This window comes from Cohnella boryungensis (assembly GCF_042651945.1).
In the GTDB taxonomy this organism is placed as follows: Bacteria; Bacillota; Bacilli; order Paenibacillales; family Paenibacillaceae; genus Cohnella; species Cohnella boryungensis.
The window spans coordinates 130,785-153,260 of record NZ_JBHSED010000040.1; the positions used below are offsets into that span (position 1 = coordinate 130,785).

At 56.8% G+C, this 22,476-nt stretch carries 21 protein-coding genes and 1 other RNA gene; 21 read left to right on the forward strand and 1 reads right to left on the reverse strand.

Annotated elements, in window-relative coordinates; all coding sequences use genetic code 11:
• Positions 1 to 28 precede the first annotated feature (28 nt).
• From ACFO1S_RS19210 to rnpB, 21 genes are all read left to right on the forward strand, one after another.
• On the forward strand, positions 29 to 508 hold the full coding sequence (locus tag ACFO1S_RS19210; protein ID WP_204601181.1) for a hypothetical protein: 480 nt from the start codon (positions 29 to 31) through the stop codon (positions 506 to 508).
• Positions 509 to 682: 174 nt separating this feature from the next.
• The gene (gene yqfC, locus ACFO1S_RS19215) at positions 683 to 979 is read left to right on the forward strand and encodes a sporulation protein YqfC (protein WP_204601182.1); all 297 of its coding nucleotides are present in this window, start codon (positions 683 to 685) and stop codon (positions 977 to 979) included.
• Between the two features lie 131 nt (positions 980 to 1,110).
• Positions 1,111 to 2,289, forward strand: a complete 1,179-nt coding sequence (gene yqfD / locus ACFO1S_RS19220; protein ID WP_204601183.1) for a sporulation protein YqfD — start codon at positions 1,111 to 1,113, stop codon at positions 2,287 to 2,289.
• 29 nt (positions 2,290 to 2,318) lie between these two features.
• Positions 2,319 to 3,284 (forward strand): PhoH family protein, encoded by a 966-nt coding sequence (locus tag ACFO1S_RS19225; RefSeq protein WP_204601184.1) that lies wholly within the window; start codon positions 2,319 to 2,321, stop codon positions 3,282 to 3,284.
• Between the two features lie 22 nt (positions 3,285 to 3,306).
• The gene (locus ACFO1S_RS19230) at positions 3,307 to 5,571 is read left to right on the forward strand and encodes an HD family phosphohydrolase (protein ID WP_204601185.1); all 2,265 of its coding nucleotides are present in this window, start codon (positions 3,307 to 3,309) and stop codon (positions 5,569 to 5,571) included.
• The gene (gene ybeY, locus ACFO1S_RS19235) at positions 5,568 to 6,104 is read left to right on the forward strand and encodes an rRNA maturation RNase YbeY (protein ID WP_204601186.1); all 537 of its coding nucleotides are present in this window, start codon (positions 5,568 to 5,570) and stop codon (positions 6,102 to 6,104) included. Before ACFO1S_RS19230 ends, ybeY begins: the two co-directional genes overlap by 4 nt.
• Entirely contained in the window at positions 6,101 to 6,475 is a 375-nt protein-coding gene (locus ACFO1S_RS19240) for a diacylglycerol kinase family protein (protein ID WP_378127372.1), read from the forward strand. Before ybeY ends, ACFO1S_RS19240 begins: the two co-directional genes overlap by 4 nt.
• A gap of 27 nt (positions 6,476 to 6,502) precedes the next feature.
• Positions 6,503 to 6,928: a cytidine deaminase gene (locus ACFO1S_RS19245; protein WP_204601187.1), complete on the forward strand. Its 426-nt coding sequence runs from the start codon at positions 6,503 to 6,505 to the stop codon at positions 6,926 to 6,928.
• A 24-nt stretch (positions 6,929 to 6,952) separates the two neighbouring features.
• Entirely contained in the window at positions 6,953 to 7,855 is a 903-nt protein-coding gene (era, locus tag ACFO1S_RS19250) for a GTPase Era (protein ID WP_204601188.1), read from the forward strand.
• A 118-nt stretch (positions 7,856 to 7,973) separates the two neighbouring features.
• Positions 7,974 to 8,123 (forward strand): YqzL family protein, encoded by a 150-nt coding sequence (locus ACFO1S_RS19255; RefSeq protein ID WP_204601189.1) that lies wholly within the window; start codon positions 7,974 to 7,976, stop codon positions 8,121 to 8,123.
• Between the two features lie 6 nt (positions 8,124 to 8,129).
• Complete coding sequence (recO, locus tag ACFO1S_RS19260; protein ID WP_204601190.1) at positions 8,130 to 8,969, forward strand: DNA repair protein RecO; 840 nt, start codon at positions 8,130 to 8,132, stop codon at positions 8,967 to 8,969.
• A gap of 340 nt (positions 8,970 to 9,309) precedes the next feature.
• Positions 9,310 to 10,197, forward strand: coding sequence for a glycine--tRNA ligase subunit alpha (gene glyQ / locus ACFO1S_RS19265; protein WP_204601191.1), 888 nt, complete (start codon positions 9,310 to 9,312; stop codon positions 10,195 to 10,197).
• A complete protein-coding gene (gene glyS, locus ACFO1S_RS19270) occupies positions 10,190 to 12,271 on the forward strand; it encodes a glycine--tRNA ligase subunit beta (protein WP_204601192.1) in 2,082 nt (693 codons plus the stop codon). The genes glyQ and glyS overlap by 8 nt, the downstream gene beginning before the upstream one ends.
• Positions 12,272 to 12,316: 45 nt before the next feature.
• Positions 12,317 to 13,123, forward strand: coding sequence for a pyruvate, water dikinase regulatory protein (locus ACFO1S_RS19275; protein ID WP_204601193.1), 807 nt, complete (start codon positions 12,317 to 12,319; stop codon positions 13,121 to 13,123).
• Between the two features lie 298 nt (positions 13,124 to 13,421).
• Entirely contained in the window at positions 13,422 to 13,892 is a 471-nt protein-coding gene (locus ACFO1S_RS19280) for a YaiI/YqxD family protein (RefSeq protein ID WP_378127376.1), read from the forward strand.
• 93 nt (positions 13,893 to 13,985) lie between these two features.
• Positions 13,986 to 15,809, forward strand: a complete 1,824-nt coding sequence (dnaG, locus tag ACFO1S_RS19285; RefSeq protein WP_204601195.1) for a DNA primase — start codon at positions 13,986 to 13,988, stop codon at positions 15,807 to 15,809.
• Between the two features lie 31 nt (positions 15,810 to 15,840).
• Positions 15,841 to 16,968, forward strand: coding sequence for an RNA polymerase sigma factor RpoD (rpoD, locus tag ACFO1S_RS19290; RefSeq protein WP_204601196.1), 1,128 nt, complete (start codon positions 15,841 to 15,843; stop codon positions 16,966 to 16,968).
• An 82-nt stretch (positions 16,969 to 17,050) separates the two neighbouring features.
• The gene (locus ACFO1S_RS19295) at positions 17,051 to 17,884 is read left to right on the forward strand and encodes a hypothetical protein (RefSeq protein ID WP_204601197.1); all 834 of its coding nucleotides are present in this window, start codon (positions 17,051 to 17,053) and stop codon (positions 17,882 to 17,884) included.
• A 3-nt stretch (positions 17,885 to 17,887) separates the two neighbouring features.
• Complete coding sequence (locus ACFO1S_RS19300; RefSeq protein WP_204601198.1) at positions 17,888 to 18,700, forward strand: tRNA (adenine(22)-N(1))-methyltransferase; 813 nt, start codon at positions 17,888 to 17,890, stop codon at positions 18,698 to 18,700.
• The gene (locus tag ACFO1S_RS19305; protein ID WP_204601199.1) at positions 18,667 to 19,782 is read left to right on the forward strand and encodes a Nif3-like dinuclear metal center hexameric protein; all 1,116 of its coding nucleotides are present in this window, start codon (positions 18,667 to 18,669) and stop codon (positions 19,780 to 19,782) included. Before ACFO1S_RS19300 ends, ACFO1S_RS19305 begins: the two co-directional genes overlap by 34 nt.
• 151 nt (positions 19,783 to 19,933) lie before the next feature.
• Positions 19,934 to 20,348, forward strand: an RNA gene (gene rnpB / locus ACFO1S_RS19310) — RNase P RNA component class A.
• Between the two features lie 91 nt (positions 20,349 to 20,439).
• Here the strand turns inward: rnpB and ACFO1S_RS19315 are convergent.
• Positions 20,440 to 22,332, reverse strand: a complete 1,893-nt coding sequence (locus tag ACFO1S_RS19315) for a S8 family peptidase (protein ID WP_378127378.1) — start codon at positions 22,330 to 22,332, stop codon at positions 20,440 to 20,442.
• Positions 22,333 to 22,476: the final 144 nt, after the last annotated feature.

The window sequence follows — 22,476 nt, forward strand, 5'->3', positions numbered from 1 at the left end:
TCGATGGCTGCATGAAGGAGGGATCGTCTTGGAGGATCTTATCTCGTTCTTGGCGAACAATTTTCACATAGTCCTGATCGTCATCGGTGTTATCTATTCAATTTTCTTTCGCAAGCGTCCCCTGGACGGAAAGCCGCCCAAGCAAATGCCGGAGTACGGACAAGGGCAAGCTCCCCAGTGGGAGGATGCATCGCCCGCAGACTCGTACCCCGAGCATGCTTCCGGAGGGGGCTGGGATCAATTTCCTGAGCCGACGCCTGCTCCCGGCTATGCGCCGGATAGTCTGCCTGCGAGCGTAATGACGAATAACGTTACGACGGGCGCGCTTCCCAGTTCCTCGCGCAAGCCGCCGGCTTTCGTGCAGGCGGACTCCCCGCTGCAGGTACAGGCTGCCCCGCGTTCGGCATCAAGCTCGACATCAAGGCTTCGCCGGGACGAGCTCGCGCGCGCGGTGCTCTGGTCCGAGATCTTAGGCAAGCCGAGAGCGCGCAAGCCGTTCCGGAGGTAAAGGATAGCATTGAATACTAGAAACGCCCAGGGTTGCTGCCTTGGGCGTTTTTCGTTATCTCGTTTATGGAAATGAAAGAGGGGTGTCGGCAGTCGTATCCCGGCTTGGACCGCGCCGTCTCATAAAAAGCTTGCGCGCCGCATATGTTGATCGTATAGGAGGGAGGACCGCCCAATGGTGCGTGTGAGTCGGAGGCTGCGCAAATGGACCGCGACGATTCTCGACCTGCCGCAGGATGTCGTGCTGGACTTGCCGCGCATCACGATGATCGGGGGCCTTCAAGTAAGGGTGGAAAATCACCGGGGCATCCTTCACTTCTCTCCGCAAAATCTCAGACTCGCCATGGACGGCGGGGAGATGGAAGTGACGGGTCAGGAATTGACGATCCGGAATATCGGGCAAGAGGAAGTGTTCGTGGAAGGAAAAATCATGGGCGTCCAGTTGCATGCCAAGGGCAAGGCATCCGGCTGAACAGGGTCGAGGATTCGGTTGTCGTCTTGCGCGCATCGGTCGTTCGGGCGAAAGCTCGGGAACGTGCGCGGCGCAGGGCGGCAGCGGTCGGTCGCAACCGGGACAAGCCTTGAGCGGGGAGGAAGCCGGGGATGAAAGCGAACTGGGTTGCGCAGGCGCGCGGCTACGTAAGGGTCAAGCTGATCGGCAAGGGCACGGAGGGCTTCGTCAACGCTGCGACGAGGGAGCGGGTCGAGCTATGGAATCTGGCGTTCTCGCGAACGGGAGAATTGACGTTCGGGGTATCGATACCGGACTTCTGGCGGCTTCGTCCGCTGCTTCGCGAGAACGGCTGCCGAACCCGAATTATTTCCCGTCACGGGCTGCCGTTCCGCATGGCCCGATTGTCCAGAAGGAAGACGTTCGCGAGCGGCATGCTTGCGTTTATTGTTGCATTATTCGTGCTTTCCACGCTGATCTGGGACGTTCGCGTGGAAGGGAATTCAACCATACCCGAGGAGAAGATACGCCAGGCCGCAAGAGCCGAGGGAATCTACGGCTATCAGTGGTCGTTTCGCCTCGGGAATGCGGCTACGCTGTCGCAGCGCCTGGCTCTGCGGCTGCCGGAAGCCGCCTGGGTCGGGGTCGACAAGCGGGGGACGTCTGTCACGATAACCGTCGTGGAATCGACGAAGCCGGAGCAGAAGGCGCTGGAGGGGCCCAGACATCTGGTAGCCAAGACGGATGCCGTCATTACCCGGATTGTCGCCGAGAACGGACGGCCGAAGGTAGAGCGCAACGATCGCGTGCGCAAGGGAGACATTCTGATTTCGGGTATTCTCGGCAATGAGCAGCACAGCAAAACAGTCGTGTCCAAGGGTAAGGTGATGGGGCTTGTCTGGCATGAATATCGAATCTTCTCTCCGTTGACGACCAAAACGAGAAATTTGACCGGAGAAACGAAGGAGCGAGGATTCTGGCTGATCGGCAACCGAGCGTTGCAAATTTCGGGCTACGGCGGTCCGGAGTTCGCCAGCTCCCAAGTGCGTACGACGATTAACCGGGCGCAGCTCTGGAAGCGGCGGCTGCCGTTTGGGACGATGAAGGAGCATGAGCTGGAGGTCGTGGAAATCGAGAAAAGGCTGACCCCGGACGAGGCCAGGGAAGCCGGTCTGGCCCAGGCTCGGGCGGAGCTGCTGGCCAAAAGCGGCCGGGATGCGACAATAAAAGCGGAAAACATTTTGCATGAACAAACCGAGAATGGTAAAGTGAAGTTAACCGTTCTTTTCGAGGTGGAGCAATCGATCGAGATAGAACGTCCAATATTCTAATGGCTACCGAAGAGGGGGAATGAGTTTTTTTGACGGAATTGAAGCAATCGACCACCATACCATTGCGCAACGCGGCCGAAGGCTTGGCGTTGTTCGGTCCGCAGGACAAGTTCCTGCGCCTGATTGAGAAGGAGACCGAATCGCTCATTCGTTCCCGCGACGCGGAAATCTATATTGAAGGACCGGACAAGGAAGTTCGCTCGCTGCAGCAGCTGTTCGACACGCTCCTCCAGCTTGTGCAGAGCGGCCTGCAGTTGAGCGAACGAGATGTCCGTTACGCGCTGGACCTGTCCCGCGAAATGAGAGCGGACGAGCTGCTCTCGCTGTTCAAGGGGGAAATCACGCTTACGTTTCGCGGCAAGCCGATCATTCCTAAGACGCTTGGTCAACGCCACTATGTGACGACGATTCGCAAGAAGGACATCGTATTCGGCATCGGACCCGCCGGAACCGGCAAAACGTACCTGGCGGTCATGTGCGCCATCGGCGCTCTGAAGGAAGGCAAGGTCAAGCGGATTCTGCTCACCCGGCCGGCCGTCGAGGCCGGCGAGAATCTGGGCTTCCTGCCCGGCGACCTGCAGGAGAAGGTCGATCCTTACTTGCGGCCGCTCTATGACGCGCTGCACGACTCATTGGGCGTTGAAGGCGTTGCCAAGGCGATGGAGCGCGGGCAGATCGAGGTGGCTCCGCTCGCGTATATGAGAGGACGGACGCTGGACGATTCGTTCGTCATACTGGACGAGGCGCAGAACACGACGCCGGAGCAGATGAAGATGTTCTTGACGCGGCTGGGCTTTGGGTCCCGGATGGTCATTACCGGAGATGTCACCCAGATCGATCTGCCCAAGGGCAAAAAATCCGGCCTGAACGAGGCCGAGCGGATATTGCGGGGGATCGAGGAGATCGGCATCGTCTATTTCACGGATCAGGACGTTGTCCGGCACGCCCTCGTACAAAAAATCATACAGGCATACAGCGCAGACAGCGAACAATAACCCTAAGGGAGGGGAGAGCCGGATGAGTCGGAAGAACAGCGGCCAGCCAAGCAATCCGCTTACCTTGTCCGGAGCAGCGGCAGGATGGAAGAACAGCGCGGCAATGCGCTGGCTCCTGCTCCTGCTTTTTGTGTTTTTATTTTATTTCAGCCTCTCTCCGAGGCTTGTTCCGCAGACCTATGATATTACGTTAAACGGCAAGGCGGACAAGGATATCAAGGCGCCGCGCCAGGAGCTGGACGAGAAGGCGACCCTGCAGGCCCAGGAAGAGGCGGCGGAGAAAGTATCGCAGATTTACTCGATCGTGGCCCTGCGCAACGAGGTGCTCGTAAACGAGCTGTTCGCGAGAATCGAAGAGCTGAACATGGACGACCAGATTACGGAAGCGGATCGGGTGGACATTTTCCGCAGGGTCATTCCGGAACGCGTAGATCAGTATGTCGCGAACTTCGTCATGACCAATCGGGGGTCGGAGACATACTCCGCGGACTTGCTGACGGAAATGCAGCGTGTCGTCGATACGCAGAAGTATGCCATTCCCGAGGAGACCTACTACAAGATTCCGCGCATGTCTCAGGAGCAGCTGCAAGAGATGAGGGCGGTCGGAAGAGATGTGGTGCGGAAGCTCACGAGCGAGCCTCTGACACAGGCCGAGACGGCGCGCACAAAGGTGGCGGAGTTCGTCAATGCCAGCTCGCTGTCCTTGAAAACAGAGCGGGAGATCGTGCAGGAGCTTGCCCGTCTCGCGATTCTGCCGAACAAGTTTTTCGATAAGAAAGCGACCGAGGATGCCAAGGTGGAGGCCAAGCAGAATACGCCGGCCGTGCTCATCAAGCAGGGAGACATCGTCGTTAAAGCCGGACAAGTCATCACGGAAAGTCTCTATGAGAAGCTTGATTCCTTGGGCTTGCTGCAGGAGCGCAAAAGCTATCTGCCGCAGCTGGGCGTGCTGCTTTTTGCCGCCATTTTCACCTTGGCGTTATACGGCTACGGCGAATTGACAGCCGCCACGTCCGCTCAGAAGCGGACGAATGCGCACTGGGTCATGATGCTGCTCATCTTTACGTTAAATATTCTGTTCATGCACCTGGTCGCCCTCGCGCACAGCGCGGATTGGCCGCTTGTCGGCTATCTGGCGCCGGTGGCGATGGGCAGCATGCTCGTCACGCTGCTGTTGGACGTGCATCTGGGGCTTGTCAGCTCTTTTCTGTTCACGCTGCTTTCCAGCGTTATTCTGAACGTGGAGCAGGAGCATATTTTCGATTTCCGCTACGGGTTCGTCACCGCCGTCGTGTCCTTCACGGCCGTGCTAGCCATTCATCGGGCGAGCCAACGGTCCTCAATTCTGAAGGCGGGCATTATGGTCAGCCTGTTCGGGTCGGTAGCCGTGCTGGCGCTGATGCTCGTCGACCCGGAGCCGAGCCGTGCGCAGCTTATCCAATCGGTCATCTTCATGCTCTTCAGCGGACTGCTTACGGTCGTCCTCGTTATCGGGCTTATGCCTTTCTTCGAGGTGACATTCGGAATTCTGTCCGCGCTGAAGCTGGTCGAATTGGCCAATCCAAATCATCCGCTGCTGCGCAAGCTGCTTACCGAAACGCCGGGCACGTATCATCATAGCCTGATGGTGGGCAATTTATCCGAAGCGGCTGCCGAAGCCGTCGGCGCGAACGGGCTGCTCTGCCGGGTCGGCTCGTTCTATCACGATGTCGGCAAGACGAAGCGTCCGCTCTATTTCATCGAGAATCAGAACGCGTCGGGCAATCCGCACGACAAGCTCGATCCGAAGGTGAGCGCCTCGATTATCATCGCGCATGCCAAGGATGGCGCGGAGATGCTGAAGGCGCAGAAGCTGCCCAAGCCGATTCGCGATATCGCCGAGCAGCATCACGGCTCGACATTCCTGAAATACTTTTATTACAAAGCGGTCAAGCAAGCGCAGGAGCAGGGGGCGGAGATCGACTTTACGGAGGACGATTATCGTTATCCGGGACCCAAAGCGCAGTCGAAGGAAGCGGCGATCGTCGGCATCGCCGATTGCGTGGAGGCGGCGGTTCGCTCGCTGAATCATCCGAAGGTCGAGCAGATCGAGGAAATGATCGCGAAGATTATCAAGGATCGGCTTGACGATCACCAGTTCAACGAGTGCGACCTGACGATGAAAGAGCTGGACAAGATCGCGCAGACGCTCAAGGAAACGGTCATCGGAATGTTCCATTCCAGAATTGAGTATCCGGACGATAAGGAATTGAAAAAAGCGAAGGAAGCAAAGGAGAATCAAGCATGACCTTGAGCCTGGAATGGATAGACGAGCGGGAAGGCGGCGCGGGCGAGCGCGAGGAACGCTGGATCGATGTACTGGAGAAGCTGTTGAAGATCGCGGGAGAGAAGGAGGGCGTCGACAGAGGCATCGTCACGCTGACGCTGACGGACGAGGAAGGCATCCGAGAGCTCAATCGCCAGTATCGCGGCTTGGACAAACCGACCGATGTCCTCAGCTTCTCCATGATCGAGGGGGAGCAGGCGGATATTCGCTATGAAGAAGAATACGAATCCTCGGGAGATGACAGCGAGGGCTGGGAGGACGAGGTTCAGGCGAACGACCCGTTCTCGGACTTGCTGGGCGACATCGTCATCTCCGTTCCCCGGGCCGAGTCGCAGGCCGAGGAGTACGGTCACAGCTTCGAGCGGGAGCTCGGTTTTCTGTTTGTTCACGGTTTTCTTCATTTGCTCGGCTACGATCATGGGAACGAGGAAGAAGAGCGCGAGATGTTCGCCAAGCAGGAGCAGGTATTGCAGGAAGCGGGGCTGACCCGGTGAAGGAGTGGCGTTCGCGCGAGGTTCGGGCGTTCCGCAGCGCAGGGGCGGGCATCTGGGAAGCATTGCGCAGCGAGCGCCACATGCGGTTTCACGCGGCAGCCGGGCTAGCCGTCGGCTTGCTGGGAGGGCTTCTTCGCGTCTCCCGCGAGGATTGGCTTTGGCTATTGGCCGCTATTGCAAGCGTATGGACGGCCGAGCTGTTCAACACGGCCATCGAACGAACGGTAGACCGGATATCGCCCGAGAAGCATCCGCTGGCAAAGGCGGCCAAGGATTCGGCGGCCGGCGCCGTGTTGATGACGGCGGTATTCGCGGCGGCTGTCGGCGCGATTGTGCTAGGTCCGCCGTTATGGCGGCTTTGCTTTGAATAGACGGGGATAATGCGGAGGGGGATGCACATGAACTTGAACAACCTTGGCGTCACGAAGGAGCAGCTCGTCGAGGAGGCGGGGAAGGCCCGCTCCAAGGCTTACGTTCCTTATTCCGGCTTCGCAGTGGGCGCGGTTGTTCTGGACGCCGCCGGAGAGCTTCATCACGGCTGCAACGTGGAGAATGCCGCTTACGGGCCGACGAACTGCGCAGAACGCACAGCCTTGTTTCGCGCTATTGCGGACGGTCGCCAGGCCGGCGAATTCAAGGCGGTTGCCGTCATCGGCGATACGGATCACCCGATCGCGCCTTGCGGCATTTGCAGACAGGTGCTGGCCGAGCTATGCGAGCCGGACATGCCTGTCATTCTTGCCAATCTGCGCGGGGATACCCGAGTGACGACGGTGTCGGAGCTGCTGCCTGGCGCGTTCACGTCGCGGGATTTGAACAAATGAACGGCAATTGAAGGAGACTAAAGCATGCAGAAGAAAGGCTTTAAATCAGGCTTCGTCGCCATTGTTGGCAGACCGAATGTAGGCAAGTCGACGCTGATGAACCAGGCGATCGGACAGAAGATTGCGATTATGTCGGACAAGCCGCAGACGACGCGGAACAAAATCCATGGCGTGTATACGACGGATGAGGCGCAGATCGTTTTTCTGGATACGCCGGGCATCCACAAGCCGAACTCCAAGCTCGGCAACTATATGGTCCGTGCGGCGGAAAGCGCGTTTAACGAGGTAGAGGCGATTCTCTTCCTGACGGACGTAACGGAGCCGATCGGCGGCGGAGACAGGTATATTATCGAGCAGCTGAAGAAGGTCAAGGATACGCCGGTCTTCCTCGTGCTGAACAAGATTGATAAAATTCAACCGGACGATATTCTGCCCGTCATCGATAAGTTCCGCAAGGTAATGAATTTCGCGGAAATCGTGCCGGTATCCGCGCTTCACGGCAACAATGTAAACGCACTGCTGGATCAGGTCTCCAAATATTTGAAGGAAGGTCCGATGTATTACCCCGCAGACCAGATTACCGATCATCCCGAACAGTTCGTCTGCGCGGAGCTGATTCGCGAGAAGCTGCTGCAGATGACGCGCGAGGAGATTCCCCATTCCATCGCGGTAGAGATCGAGAGCATGAGCGTGGCCGACAACGGCCTTGTCCAGATCGGGGCCGTCATCTATGTGGAACGCGATTCCCAGAAGGGGATCATTATCGGTAAAAACGGCAGCTTGCTTAAAGAGGTAGGCAAGCAGGCGAGGCTGGACATGGAAAAGCTGCTGGGCTCGAAGATTTTCCTGGAATTATGGGTTAAGGTGAACAAGGACTGGCGCAATCGCGAGAACGTGCTCAAGACGCTTGGATATCGCGAAGAGTAAGCCCTTAGGCAATCTTGAATCAGCCGTGTGTAAAATGTGTCAGGCATACGCCGGAAGCTCCCGAGACATGCTAATCCTTGAAGGCGCAGATCAATTCGCCTGGAGAGGATGAGGCGCTGTGCGGGATTTCACGTGGCACGTGTTTACGCAAACCGGCGATATCGAAGCATACTTGCTTTACAAGGAAATGCGCAATCTCGGTGCTGGAGAGCTCGGAGCAATAACCGGGCCGGACGAAGACGAGGGAGACGCCGCGGACGAGGAATGAGAGCCGATGCTGTATCGGACGGAAGGCATCGTTATCCGAAGTACGGATTACGGAGAAGGCAATAAAATCATCACCCTGCTTACGCCGACTTTCGGGAAGCAGGGCATTGTCGTGCGCGGGGCCAAAAAGCTGAAAAGCCGATACGGCGTGCTTGCGCAGCTGTTTACATACGGAGATTATGCTTACTACCGAACCGGCACGCTCGGGTCGTTGAACAGCGGAGAGGTTCTGGAGTCGTTTCAAACGCTGCGGCAGGGCCTCGAAGGTCCGGCTTATGCGGCCTACGCCTCCGAATTGACGGATCGCGCCATTAACGACGATGAGGCTGCGGCCTATTTGTTCCATCAATTAAAAGCTTGCCAGACCGCGCTTGCGGAGGGCAAGGACCCGCAGATCGTCGTCGGCGCGTATGTCATGAAGGTATTTGCCGCTGCCGGATATGCTCCGATGCTGGACGAATGCGCAAGCTGCGGCAGAACGGATGAATCGTATCGGTTCAGTTCAATCGCAGGCGGAGCGCTCTGCCGATTGTGCAGGCCGAAGGACCCTGCGGCGCTGGAGCTTCCGGGCGGGGTGTGGAAGCTGCTTCGGATATTCGCGGGAATGGACCTAAGGAGATTGGGCAGCATCGCGGTCGGCGACACCTCCAAAAAGCAGCTGCAGCTGGCGCTGAGAAAATGGATGGATACCCACTTGAACATCAATCTGAAATCGCGCGGTTTTCTGGATCAGCTGGAAAAGTACGGAGAGCTGATGGGGCATCGTCCTCTGGAGCAGCGCTCCATTGAATCCGCAAGGAAGCCCGATGCCGGAATCGGCGGGGCCGATGATGAAGGAACGGTTTGACAGGGCGAGCCGAGGTAGTTTAGAATATCATCATAATCGTTTGTCGTCTCGATGAAGGAGAGAGTAACCGAATACCGTTAGCAATCAGCAGCGAGCCGGGGATAGTGCAAGCCCGGAGACACGGGTCGGCGAAGGGCACTCTGGAGAGAAGAGAACGCAAGAGAGGGCTTTTGAAGCGTTAGCGCATGATCGGCGCGGCGGGATTCGAAGGCCAAGTAGGGTGGAACCGCGGGAATGCTCAGCTCCCGTCCCTATGTCTGCCAAGGCAGACGTGGGACTGGGGTTTTTTTGCACGTAAACAAGAGGCTGAAACGGATCAGCCGACAAGGAGCGAAAAGGGATGAATTTTCAGCAAATGACGCTTACGCTTCAGCAATTCTGGGCGGAGCAGAACTGTATCGTCGTACAGCCCTACGACACGGAGAAAGGCGCGGGTACCATGAACCCGATGACCTTCCTGAGAACAATCGGGCCGGAGCCATGGAACGTCGCTTACGTCGAGCCTTCAAGACGTCCGGCAGACGGCCGCTATGGAGAAAATCCGAACCGGCTGTATCAGCATCACCAGTTCCAGGTGATCATGAAGCCTTCGCCGGACAACATCCAGGAGCTTTATCTGGAAAGCTTGAAGCGGCTGGGCATAGACCCGCTGCACCACGACATCCGTTTTGTCGAGGACAACTGGGAATCGCCGACGCTCGGAGCCTGGGGGCTCGGCTGGGAAGTCTGGCTGGACGGGATGGAGATTACGCAATTTACTTATTTTCAACAGGTGGGCGGCATCGATTGCCATCCCGTAGCGGTAGAAATTACCTACGGCATGGAGCGGCTCGCTTCCTATATTCAAAATAAAGAGAACGTGTTCGATCTGGAGTGGGTGGAAGGCGTCGCCTATGGAGACGTATTCAAGCAGCCGGAATTCGAGCATTCCAAATATACGTTTGAGGTGTCCGACGCCGCAATGCTGTTCCAATTGTTCTCGACCTACGAGAGCGAGGCGAAGCGGGCGATGGAAGCGAATCTGGTATTCCCGGCTTACGATTACGTCTTGAAATGCTCGCATACGTTTAACCTTCTGGACGCCAGAGGGGCGATCAGCGTCACGGAACGGACCGGATACATTACGAGAGTTCGAAATTTAGCCCGCCAAGTGGCGGCCACATACTTGCAAGAACGGGAACGCCTCGAATTCCCGTTGCTGAAGAAGGGAGCGGCGCTCAATGGCTAAGGACTTGCTGCTGGAGATCGGCTTGGAAGAAGTGCCTGCCCGCTTCGTGCGAGCGGCAATGGAGCAGTTAAAGGACAAAACGGTGAAATGGCTGACGGACAGCCGATTGTCTTACGGAGAAGTAAAAGCTTACGCCACCCCCCGCCGCCTTGCGGTGCTGGTATCCGCGCTTGCGGATAAGCAAGAGGATGTGACGGAGGACGTGAAGGGGCCGTCCCGCAAAATCGCCTACGACGAAAGCGGCGCTTGGAGCAAGCCGGCGCTCGGCTTCGCGAGAAGCCAGGGCGTCGAGCCGGAAGCCTTGTTCCTCCGCGAGGTAGGGGGTGTGGAATACGTCTATGCGACCAAGAGCAGCCTGGGCGTCGAGACGGCGGCCTTGCTTCCTGAAGCGCTGCCGGCGCTAGTCACTTCGCTGACCTTCCCCAAAAACATGAGATGGGGAGACTACGAGCTGCGTTATGTTCGCCCGATTCGCTGGCTGGTTGCGCTGCATGGCTCGGACGTGGTGCCCTTCGAGATTACCGGGGTGGCCTCGGGCAACGTATCTCGCGGACATCGGTTCCTGGGCAAGGACGCCGTAATCGATCAGCCGAGCTCGTACGTTGAGCGATTGCTGGCCGAGCAGGTCATCGTAGAGGTGGAGCAACGCCAGAAGGAGATTGTGGAAGGCATAAACCGACTGGCCGCCGACCGCGGCTGGAACATTGCGGTAAAGGACGACCTGCTGGAGGAAGTGCTGTTCCTTGTGGAGACTCCGTCGGTGCTGTCCGGTTCGTTCGACCCTGCCTTCCTGGAGATTCCTCAAGAGGTGCTGATTACGTCGATGCGCGAGCATCAGCGCTATTTCCCGGTACTCGACGGGCAAGGCCGCTTGCTGCCGCATTTTGTGACGGTGCGCAACGGCGACAGCACGTCTATCGATGTCGTCTCCAAGGGCAATGAGAAGGTGCTGAGGGCTCGGCTGTCCGATGCGAAGTTCTTCTATGCGGAGGATAAGAAGCTGGTCATCGCCGATGCTTTGGCGAAGCTGGAGAACATCGTCTATCATGAGGAGCTGGGCACGGTAGCGGATAAGGTTCGTCGTGTGCGGAAGGTCGCGGACCGCATCGCGCAGCGCTTGCGGCTGGAGCCGGAGGCGGAAAAGGACGTCAGTCGCACGGCGGACATTTGCAAATTCGATCTGGTTTCCCAGATGGTCTACGAATTCCCCGAGCTTCAGGGCATCATGGGCGAGGATTACGCGCGGCTGGCCGGAGAACGCGAGAGCGTGGCGAGAGCGATCAACGAGCATTACTCTCCGCGCAACGCCGGAGACAAGCCGGCGGCTTCTCTGGTCGGCGCCGTGGTCGGCATTGCCGACAAGCTGGATACGATCGTCGGCTGTTTCTCGATCGGCATTATTCCAACCGGCTCTCAAGACCCGTATGCGCTGCGCCGTCAGGCTGCGGGCATTGTCAGCACGCTGCTTGCTCATGAATTGGATGTGACGCTGGAGGAGTTGTTCCGAATTGCGCTCGACGTTCAGGCGGAGCGAGGCTTGAAGCGCGAAGCTCACGACATTGCCAAGGATTTGCAGGAGTTTTTCGTGCTGCGGGTAAAAAATGTGCTTTCCGAGCAGGCGATTCGATACGACGTCGTAGATGCGGTGCTGGGAGCGGGAGCTTATGACGTGCGCCGGACGATTCTGCGGGCTCATGCTCTGCAGGCGGTGACATCCGAAGCGACGAAGGCGGATTTCCGTCCGGCGGTCGAGGCGTTCAATCGCGTATGCAACCTGGCGGCCAAGGCCGATTCGAAGCAAGTGGACGCCGGCCTGTTCGCAGACGAAGCCGAGACCAAGCTGTATGAGGCATGGCAGCAGGCTCACGGTCAATTTTTGAATGCTTTTACCGAGAAGGATATGGATGGAGCGTTATCCGCGTTATCTTCCTTGAGCTCGCCAGTGACCGCCTTCTTCGAGGCTGTCATGGTCATGGCGGAAGACGAGGCGCTGCGCCGCAACCGCTTGGCCGTACTCGCGCTCGTCGCCGACGATGTGAAGCAGTTCGCCGATTTCTCCAAGCTGGCGGGGTAATCTATTTCTTTCATTAAAATATCGCGTAGAAAGGGGGTGACCCTTGTGTCGCAAGTAAGCGTAACCGTTCAGGTCGTATCCGATTCCGCCGGAGACACGGGCGAGCTCGCGGTGCGCGCCGCCGCCGCCCAGTTTCATCCCTTGTCCGTCAATATCCGCAGAGCGGCGTTCATTCAGAAACGGGAGAGCATAGACGCTGTACTCAGAACGGCGCAAGAGGACAATAGCATAGTGCTGTATACGCTGGTTATCCCTTTTCTTCGGGACTATATGGTCGAACAGGCAAGACTCATGCAGGTGACGGCAATCGATTTGCTGGGCCCCTTGATCGACAATCTGGAAAGAGCGCTGGGGCACGAGTCCCGGCACGAGCCGGGATTGAATCATGTGCTGGACGCCGACTATTTCCGCAAGGTTGAGGCGGTAGAGTTCGCGGTGCGTTACGACGACGCCCGCGATGTGACCGGGATTCTCAAGGCGGATATCGTGCTCGTCGGGGTATCCCGAACCTCGAAAACGCCGCTTTCCATGGTTCTGGCGCACAAGACGTTCAAAGTAGCCAACGTGCCCTTGATCCCGGAGCTCGTTCCGCCGAAGGAGCTGTATCTGGTTTCGCCATCCAAGGTCATCGGGCTGACCATACAGCCGGACTCGTTGAATGCGATCCGCAAGGAGCGGCTGAAAGCGCTGGGCCTGCCGGATTCGGCGCCCTATGCCACCTCGGAGCGCATCTCGAAGGAACTGGTTCATGCCAAGCAGGTGATGGACAAGATCGGCTGCAGGGTGATAGACGTATCGAACAAGGCGGTCGAGGAAACCGCAAGCCTGATCCTGGAGCAATTGCAGCGATAGGCGCCGATCGCGCGATATACAACGTCTGCCGTCGCACCAAGGACGGTGGAGTCGTTTTTAATTGATGTCGAATTTTGTATTTTTAATGGTTATTTTGTCGCATATGCCACCGTTTTGAAAATTTTGCGTATAAGTAAATGACGACTAACGCCGTGATCTGCTTGTGAGGATTTCTCCAATCGTTTCATCTTTGCCGTTTTGGGGAACATAAAAAATGATGGGATGTCGGCAGGATTTTGATTTCCGTTAGCGTATATAATATTACGGCAAACTTTGGTTGAAACGCGTGGTGATGTCGATGAGTGTCCGGCCCTGTCGGGTCGTGGTGGACGGCGATGCCTGTCCCGTGAAGGAGGAAGTGGCCAGAGCGGTGAGGCAATGCGGCGCCACGGCGCTCCTTGTATCCAGCCACGCTCACGTATTGAATCCAGAGCCTTCCGTTGAAGTCGTAACCGTCGATGCCAGCAGCCAGTCGGCAGACCTGTACATCGCGAACGTGCTTACCAAACGGGATATTCTGGTGACGGGAGATTACGGCTTGGCCGCCCTGGGGCTGGCCAGAGGCTCTGCGGTTCTTACGCCAAGAGGCGCCCAAATTCGGGAATCCGACATTGAAGGCTTGCTGGAGCAACGCCATTTCTCGGCGCGTCTGCGTCGGGGAGGAGTTCGGACGAAGGGGCCTCGCGCTTTCACCGAAGAAGATCGCGACCGGTTTCAACAAAAACTGACAGCCCTTTTGAAGGGGATGCAGGAGAATTCCGACCTATAGCGAATTGTATTACGTGCAAGAAAACGAGATTCGCCGTCTTCCTCGGACAGCGTCTTTCAAGTATCGGGCACAAATGGAAATCGGGTGGATTTCATGAATTACGGAATGATACCTCAAGAGGTTATCGATGAAGTGCTCCGCCGCCATGAAATCTCCGAGACGGTAGGCAAGTACGTTCATTTAACCAAGAACGGCAAGTATTTAAAAGGGCTTTGTCCATTTCATTCCGAGAAAACGCCCTCCTTCACCGTAACTCCGGAAAAGCAGATTTTCCATTGCTACGGCTGCGGCAAAGGCGGCAATGTCATTAAGTTCGTGATGGAGATGGAAGGCGAAACGTTCCCGGAAGCGGTCAAGACGCTGGCGGACGAAGCCGGAATTCCCGTGACCTGGACGCATGCCGTCCCCGACGAAGCTTCTCCCTTGCAGAAGGAAAGAAGAATCGTTCAGGAAGCCCACGAGTACAGCGCCAAGCTGTACCATTACATGCTTCAAAATCTGGAAATCTCCAAGCCGGCTAAAGATTATTTGCGTTCAAGAGGACTGGGCGAGCCCTTGATCGAGCAATTCGGAATCGGCTACGCGCCTCCGAGATGGGATACGCTTACCCAGGCTTTGGCGCGCAAGGGTTACTCCGAGGCCGAGATGGAAGCCGGCGGCTTGCTGTCGAGAAGGCAGGAGTCCGACGGTTATGTGGATCGGTTCCGCGACAGAATTATGTTTCCCATACACGATGCGAGAGGCCAGACAATCGCGTTCGCCGGGCGACTGCTGTCGGACGGGCAGCCCAAGTATTTGAACTCGCCCGAGACGGCGCTGTTCAGCAAAAGCCGCACCCTATACCGCTTGCATGAAGCGCGCTCCGCGATCCGCAAATCCGGACAAGTCGTATTGCTCGAAGGCTATATGGATGTGATCAAGGCATGGTCTGCAGGCATTCATAACGGGGTTGCCACGATGGGAACGGCGTTGACGAGCGAGCATGCGGCTATCCTGAGAAGATTTGCGGACGAAGCCGTAATCTGCTACGACGGAGACGACGCCGGACAAGCCGCGGCGCAGAAGAGCATTCCTTTGCTGGAGGAAGCCGGATTCCGGGTACGCGTATGCTTGCTACCGAACCGGATGGATCCCGACGAGTACGTCTCGGCCTACGGCCCTGAACCTTTCCTTAGGGAAATCGTCGAAGGCGCGGTATCGGCGGTCAAATTTCAGCTTATATATTTAAGGAAATCCCATATACTCCTAGAAGAAGATGGAAGGATTAGGTATTTGCGCGATGCCGTCCGCATCGTAGCGCGCCGGGACTCTCCGATGGAACGCGAGCTGCTGCTTAAGGAGCTTGCCCAGGAGTTCGGAGTCGCGCTCGAAACATTGAAGCAGGAGTGCTATGAGATCAGGCAACGGGACAAATTGGAAACCCCAAGGGATATTCCGGCCGGATCGTGGAATAATGTATGGAATGGAAATCACTCCGCATCCAAGAACCCGCCGCTCGGAGCCGCGCATGTGAATGCGGAACGTCAAGTGCTCTCCTGGATGATGCAGGACAAGGATACGGCTTTAATCGTCCAACAGAAGCTTGGGGATCGTTTTCATGTAGAGGATCATGCGGCCTTGGCTGCTTATTTATATGCTTATTACGCCCGGAACAATGATCCTGATGTCGGCAGATTCGTCGCGGTTCTGCAAGATGATCGTCTTGAACGAATCGCCAGCGTAATCGCCATGATCGACATACCGTTCGGCGAACGGGAACTGGAAGATTGCATTCGAACGATCGGTCGGGCTTCCCATGAAAGGGAGGTCGAACGTTTGACCGAAGAGCAGAACCGCGCGTTGCGGGAAGGCGATAACGCGCGAGCATTACAATTGGGTATAGAGATTATCGCCCTGGAAAAGCAACGCAAGCAGTAGCGGCGGCTTTTCAGGGAGGAGGGAGTCGGCAATGACAAACGATCAACACACCGGACTGGAAACGGAATCGACACTGGAACAGGTCAAAGCACAACTAATAGAACAAGGTAAGAAGAAGTCTTCCTTGACCTATAAAGACATAATGGAGAAGCTGTCTCCGTTCGACCAGGACCCGGAGCAGATCGACGAGTTTTTCGAGCAGCTGGCGGATATCGGCATCGAGGTTTCCAACGATCACGACGAATTGGGACGCCACGGCAGCGACGAAGAAGAACGCGACGAATTCAATTTCGACGATGATCTGTCGTTGCCGCCCGGCATTAAGATCAACGATCCTGTTCGGATGTACCTCAAGGAAATCGGACGCGTTCCATTGCTTGGCGCGGATGACGAGGTCGAGCTGGCCAAGAAGATCGAGATCGGCGGACCTGACGGCGAAGAAGCGAAGAAGAGATTGGCCGAAGCCAATCTTCGTCTCGTCGTGAGCATCGCCAAGCGTTACGTCGGACGCGGCATGCTATTCCTGGACTTGATTCAGGAAGGGAATATGGGGCTGTTGAAGGCTGTCGAGAAGTTCGATTACGACAAGGGCTTCAAGTTCAGTACCTACGCGACATGGTGGATTCGTCAAGCGATTACGCGCGCGATCGCCGACCAGGCGAGAACGATTCGGATTCCGGTCCACATGGTGGAGACGATCAACAAGCTGATCCGGGTATCCCGTCAATTGCTGCAGGAGCTGGGCCGCGAGCCTACTCCGGAGGAAATTGCGGAGCAGATGGAGCTAAGCGTGGACAAGGTGCGGGAGATTATGAAAATCGCCCAAGAGCCGGTATCGTTGGAAACTCCGATCGGCGAAGAGGACGACTCCCATCTGGGCGATTTTATCGAGGATCAAGAGGCGCTTGCCCCGGCGGACGCCGCCGCTTACGAGCTGCTTAAGGAGCAGCTGGAAGACGTGCTGGATACGTTGACGGAGAGAGAAGAGAACGTGCTACGTCTGCGCTTCGGCTTGGACGACGGACGGACCCGGACGCTTGAAGAGGTCGGCAAGGTGTTCGGCGTTACGCGCGAGCGGATTCGTCAGATCGAAGCGAAGGCGCTACGCAAGCTTCGCCACCCTAGCCGCAGCAAGAGATTGAAGGATTTTCTGGAGTAATTGGAGTCGTATTTGCACACAGAGACCTTGGCCATTATGGTTGAAGGTCTTTTTGTTCAAAGGGCAGGGGAGGACCGTCGGAATGGCCGTGAAGGATGAAGAGAAACGCAATCTCATCGTGAAAGAAATCGAATCTTGGCGCCGCAACAAGCTATTGCCGGAGCAATATAGCGACTTCCTGCTGAATATCTATTTGGAAGATCTAGATGAACGGTCCAAAGGCTTTACGGGTAATCTCGTAAGGCAGATCGGTCAGGCATCCGGCAAACAATGGTTGCTTACTTTTGGAATTTTTGCCTTGATTTGTTTTGTTGTACTTCATTTTAGCGCGTTTCCTTTGCTATTGCAAATCGTCGTCACGTGCGCTGTCGCAACGGGATTTGTCCTTGTCGGCGTCCGGCAAAGAGAGAGCCGTCCCGCGCGAAGCTATGTGCTGCTCGGAGGGGGCATGGCCTTGCTCTTGGGGCTTGGCTTCGTCATCGTCCACGTCCATTGGGGAGTAGGCGGTCCGGCCCTTCTATGGCTGCTCGGCCTCTGCGCCGCCATCTGGATCGGCTGCGGGGTGTGGCTGAAGCTGGCGCTGCCCCAGTGGTTCGGATGGGTGGCGGCGATTGCGGCTTACGCGCTGCTGCTCGAACGCCATGTGACAAGCCCTTCCGTACTGGAGGTTCAGGTGTTCTGGATACCGGCGGCTTTGCTCTTCTGTTGGTTAAGCTGGTTTCTTCACGTCCGGCACAGATCGGCCGGCACCGCGATATTCGGCGCCTCTCTTGTGCTCTGGTTTATGCCCGAGATTTATTCGGCGCTGTATGTGCTTCATCAAGAGTGGATTCAAATCGAAATTTTGATCAAAATTTTAATTGTCGGGATCGGAATGTTCCGGTTGCGAAAACAATGGATGGAATGGGTTGCATAACAAATGAACGATCATACGCAGGATACAGGGACAGCGCTAAAGCTGTCCCGGCGCTTGTCCGCTCTCGCGGAGTGGGTTCCCCACGGCGCAAGCTTCGCCGATATCGGGACCGATCATGCGCTGCTTCCGGTTTTCCTGACCCAGAAGGGTCAAATACGGTTTGCCGTAGCCGGTGACGTCAATGAAGGACCAGTGAACGCAGCCAAGAAACAAGTCGCGGAAGCGGGCTTGCAGCACCTTGTATCCGTCCGGCTGGGCGACGGCATGGCCGTCCTTGAGCCGGGAGAAGTGGATACGGTGACGATTGCCGGCATGGGCGGCAGTCTGATGGTTAAAATATTGGATCAGGCGGGAGAGCGTCTGAATGGCGTCAATACGCTGGTGCTTTCTCCGCATGTCGCGGAGGATGCGGTCAGGCGCTGGCTGACGGAGCATCGGTATGCTCTGGAAGAAGAGCGGCTGCTGGAGGAAGACGGCGTTATCTACACTCTTATTCGCGCTTCCCGTATGGAGGACCAAGCGGAGGCGACGGCCCGATGGTCTGCCTTATACGACGAGAGCTTGCTTGCTCCCGCGCTGAGCAAGGTGCCTCTTGCGCTTATGTATGACATGGGGCCGATATTGCTGCGCAATCCGACGGAAGAATTTTACCGCAAGTGGGAGCAGGAAATCGGGAAGAGAGAAAGAGTCATTTTGCAGCTAAAGCTAGCTACGGCGCCCGAAGCGGCCGAGAAAGCCCGGGAGTGGGAAGAGGACATCAAGGAAATCAGGGAGGTGCTGGCATGTTTGCGCGCGGAGAAACAATCGTCCAACTGATGGAGAAGCTGGCTCCTAAGCATTATGCCGTGCCCGACGACAAAATTGGCTTGCAAGTCGGTACAGCGGCGAAGGAAGTGAAGCGGGTGCTTGTCACGCTGGACGTAACCCCCGCAGTCGTCCGGGAAGCCGAGGAGCTGGGGGCCGAGCTGATCATCGCCCATCATGCGGTTATTTTCCGCCCGCTGGCGAATCTTCGCACAGATACTCCTTCAGGGGCTTTGATCGCGCAATTGCTGCGCGACGATATCGCGGTTTATATTTCCCATACGAACCTGGACACGACGGAAGGCGGAATAAACGACTGGATGGCCGACGCGTTGGAGCTGTCCGGTCGCGACGTTCTGGAAGAGGTGCATACCGATCAGCTGTACAAGCTTGTCGTATTCGTGCCGGAGACGCATCACGAGAAGGTCCGGGACGCCATGTTCGCCGCCGGGGCCGGATGGATCGGCAACTACAGCCACTGCAGCTTCAATACATCCGGAACGGGTACGTTCTTGCCGCGGGAGGGCACCGAGCCTTTCATTGGAGAGCGGGGCAAGCTTACGAAAGCTGAGGAGATCCGCATTGAGACGGTTGTTCCTTTAAGCGCGAGGAAGAAGGTGATTTCCGCGATGCTGAAGGCGCATCCGTACGAGGAGGTCGCTTACGATCTGTACGGAATGGATCTGAAAGGCCGCTCGTTCGGCCTCGGGAGGGTCGGAAAGCTGGCCGAGCCGGAAAGCCTGGATGATTTCGCGGAACGCGTAAAAAAGGCGTTCGACGTTCCGTTCGTGCGCGTGGTCGGGGGAGGCGACAGGCCAATCCGCAAAGTCGCAGTATTAGGCGGATCGGGAGCGAGATACATTCGCCACGCGATCTTCGCGGGCGCGGATGTCCTCGTGACGGGCGACATCGACTTTCATTCCGCCCAAGACGCGCTGGCAGCGGGCATTGCGATTGTCGATCCGGGGCATCATGCGGAGAAAATCATGAAGCCGAACGTTGCCTCCTGGCTTACCGGACAATTGAAGGAAAAAGGCTATGCGACCGAGGTATTCGCCTCTCAAGTGGATACCGAGCCATTCCGGCTGCGGTAGCTCCGGTGATTTCGACAGCCTGGAAGAATGGCTAACGTGTCCCCCGGCTGCCGTCGATGAGGGGGCGCGGATCGGATAGGAATTGGGTATTCGCCAGTCATTTCCGTTGCTATCGCGGGTGATTCGCGTTATACTAATCGTTACAAACCGGAAAGTTTGACAGACAATCGCTGGCGGCTTCGCGCCGCGAGAGGAAAGTCCGGGCTCCGAAGGGCAGGATGCTGGATAACGTCCAGTCAGCGCGAGCTGAAGGATAGTGCCACAGAAATGGACCGCCGATGGCTGCTTAGCGCAGATCAGGCAAGGATGGAACCGTGGTGTAAGAGACCACGAGGGACACTGGTGACTTTGTCCCTGGTAAACCCCATCTGGAGCAAGACCGAGGAGAACGCGGGAGCCTTGCGCTCTAGCCCTTGCCCGGGGTGCGTTCGGGTTGGTCGCTTGAGCCGTGCAGCAATGTACGGCCTAGAAAGATGATTGTCGCTTCAACCTTGGGAGGAATCCGCTTATTGCGCTCCGCTTGCACCACGAGAAGTACAGAACCCGGCTTACGACAAGCTTTCCGGCTTATCTTTGCGACAATTAAATTTTTAATAAAAAGGGTGATACAGGAGCTTGCTTGCTCCTGTATCACCCTTTTGATTTTTGCGGGAACCGTTACGGCATCCCCTTGTTCAGACGCTCCAGCTCCTTGCGAACTCTCTCCGGATACAGCTGGAGGGAGTTTTCCTTGCCGTAGGCGGATTGGAGAGCCGCCATAACGTCGATCTGTCCATAGCCGTATTCGTTGTCTTTGCCACGCGCTCCCAGATCTCTAGCCGTGCTACGAAGCAGCTCCATGACCTCCTCGTTCCCAAGGTTCGGGTCTGCCGATCGAACGAGGGAAGCCAAGGCGGCGACATGCGGCGAAGCCATGGACGTACCGGACAAGGCGGCATATCGGCTGCCGGGATAGGTGCTCGGAATGGATGTTCCGGGGGCCGCTACATCAATATAATCCCCGTAATTCGAATATTCCGCGCGCGCTTCGTCCGGGTCCGTTGCGGAGACGGCGATCACTTCGGGATAGGCGGCGGGAAATCCGGGGCGATCCGTGTTGTCGTTGCCGCTGGCGGCGACAAGCACGACGCCGCGATCGTGGGCGTACTTAATCGCATCATGCAAAAATTCGGCTTGAGCGTAATTACCCAAGCTCATATTGATGACGTGCGCGCCGTTGTCCGTTGCCCAGATAATGCCTTCGGCGACGGAGTAGGTGGATCCGGCTCCGGAGCTGTCCAGTACCTTGACAGGCATAATCTTCGTATACCAGGTCATGCCCGCGACGCCTTCGCCGTTGTTCACTTCCGCCGCGATGATGCCGGCAACGTGCGTGCCATGACCGACGTCGTCCTCCGGCTCGGCGGACGGGTCGACGATGTTCACTCCCTTCACGAGACGGCCTTTGAGATCGGGATGATCCGACTGCACGCCGGTATCGAGCACCGCTACAACGATATCGGGGCTGCCCTTGCTCACATTCCATCCCGTCTCCGTGGCAATCTCGGGCAAGTTCCACTGATATTCCGCATACAGGGTGTCGTTGGGCACGATAGCAGATACGTTGCCGCTGTCCATCGCCCCAAGCGCCCCCCGATCATTTGTTAAATAAAGGTAGTGGGGCTCGGCGTACAACGGTTTCCAATGTTTGACGAAATAAGCTTTCAAATCGTTGGTTTGGTGTTTTCCGGAACGGAATACATACGTATTTCTCGTATGCCGCACGACGGTAAGCTTCAGCTCCTTGCGCAGGCGGAGCAGCTCTTTGTCGGACAGCGGCTTGCGAAACTTGACGACAATCTCGTCCACCGAATAATGGCTGGCGTTGCCGTTGTCTTCCCCGGTTCTAACGGTGGTCTCGGCATTGCTTCCGGGTACGACGGATTCAATGCGATAGCGGCCCTCTTGGGGGTACGGGATCAGTCGCATATTGCGCCGTTGGTGCCGTTCCACAGACTGTATCACCTCTGTGGAGACAAGAGCCGTCAGACTCCGCTCGCGCGAGCCGGATGTATGGGCGCGGATGCTCGTTGCAAAATAGCTCTTTCCGCCATAAGCGAACAGGGCCGTAGAGAAGCTGCCCCTTTGTTTGGCCCCGGAGCGGGCTTCGACAAGGTGCGGCTTCGCAACGCGCAGCAATTCCGGTGCCGCTTGCCCCGCTTGATGCTGCTTGCCGTCGCCATGCCATTGCGCGATAACCATTTCCGGGTGCATGACCATTAATCGCTTCAACGCCTTATCCGAAGAGAATGAGGGAGCATTGCTTTGCTCCAGAAATTTGCGGATGTCCCGGTCGATTTGCGCCCGCGAAAGCCGCTCTGTCGTTTCCATATCGTTTTTGACGGTTTGCAGCTTGTAGGCGGCCTCCCGTTCAGGGGCGGGCAGCGCCTTTTCCATGCGGTTTACAGAATCCTTCGGCCGCGCAGGGTTAAAGGAAGGGGGCAATAAAGGGATGGCGAACAGGATGACAGCTATTCCGAACAAAACTCCGATCCATTTGTAACGGCGCAAGACATACCACTCCTTTGTCCCTTGATGAGGGCAAACTTATCGCCATTAGGATGAAGGGGAGCCGTCAAAAATATACGGCACTTTTTCCTCTTGCCAGTACCTTTTGATTCGAATTTATGTTACGATAATGAAAGTTTCGCCAGT

What these genes read in the sequence shown, in the direction of transcription:
- ACFO1S_RS19295 (WP_204601197.1), top strand. Translation starts at nt 17,051, where the DNA reads ATGGCCGTGAAGGATGAAGAGAAACGCAATCTCATCGTGAAAGAAATC.
- ACFO1S_RS19280 (WP_378127376.1), top strand. Translation starts at nt 13,422, where the DNA reads ATGAGTGTCCGGCCCTGTCGGGTCGTGGTGGACGGCGATGCCTGTCCC.
- ACFO1S_RS19305 (WP_204601199.1), top strand. Translation starts at nt 18,667, where the DNA reads ATGTTTGCGCGCGGAGAAACAATCGTCCAACTGATGGAGAAGCTGGCT.
- ACFO1S_RS19245 (WP_204601187.1), top strand. Translation starts at nt 6,503, where the DNA reads ATGAACTTGAACAACCTTGGCGTCACGAAGGAGCAGCTCGTCGAGGAG.
- yqfC (WP_204601182.1), top strand. Translation starts at nt 683, where the DNA reads ATGGTGCGTGTGAGTCGGAGGCTGCGCAAATGGACCGCGACGATTCTC.
- yqfD (WP_204601183.1), top strand. Translation starts at nt 1,111, where the DNA reads ATGAAAGCGAACTGGGTTGCGCAGGCGCGCGGCTACGTAAGGGTCAAG.
- ACFO1S_RS19230 (WP_204601185.1), top strand. Translation starts at nt 3,307, where the DNA reads ATGAGTCGGAAGAACAGCGGCCAGCCAAGCAATCCGCTTACCTTGTCC.
- era (WP_204601188.1), top strand. Translation starts at nt 6,953, where the DNA reads ATGCAGAAGAAAGGCTTTAAATCAGGCTTCGTCGCCATTGTTGGCAGA.
- glyS (WP_204601192.1), top strand. Translation starts at nt 10,190, where the DNA reads ATGGCTAAGGACTTGCTGCTGGAGATCGGCTTGGAAGAAGTGCCTGCC.
- ACFO1S_RS19300 (WP_204601198.1), top strand. Translation starts at nt 17,888, where the DNA reads ATGAACGATCATACGCAGGATACAGGGACAGCGCTAAAGCTGTCCCGG.
- recO (WP_204601190.1), top strand. Translation starts at nt 8,130, where the DNA reads ATGCTGTATCGGACGGAAGGCATCGTTATCCGAAGTACGGATTACGGA.
- rpoD (WP_204601196.1), top strand. Translation starts at nt 15,841, where the DNA reads ATGACAAACGATCAACACACCGGACTGGAAACGGAATCGACACTGGAA.
- ybeY (WP_204601186.1), top strand. Translation starts at nt 5,568, where the DNA reads ATGACCTTGAGCCTGGAATGGATAGACGAGCGGGAAGGCGGCGCGGGC.
- glyQ (WP_204601191.1), top strand. Translation starts at nt 9,310, where the DNA reads ATGAATTTTCAGCAAATGACGCTTACGCTTCAGCAATTCTGGGCGGAG.
- dnaG (WP_204601195.1), top strand. Translation starts at nt 13,986, where the DNA reads ATGAATTACGGAATGATACCTCAAGAGGTTATCGATGAAGTGCTCCGC.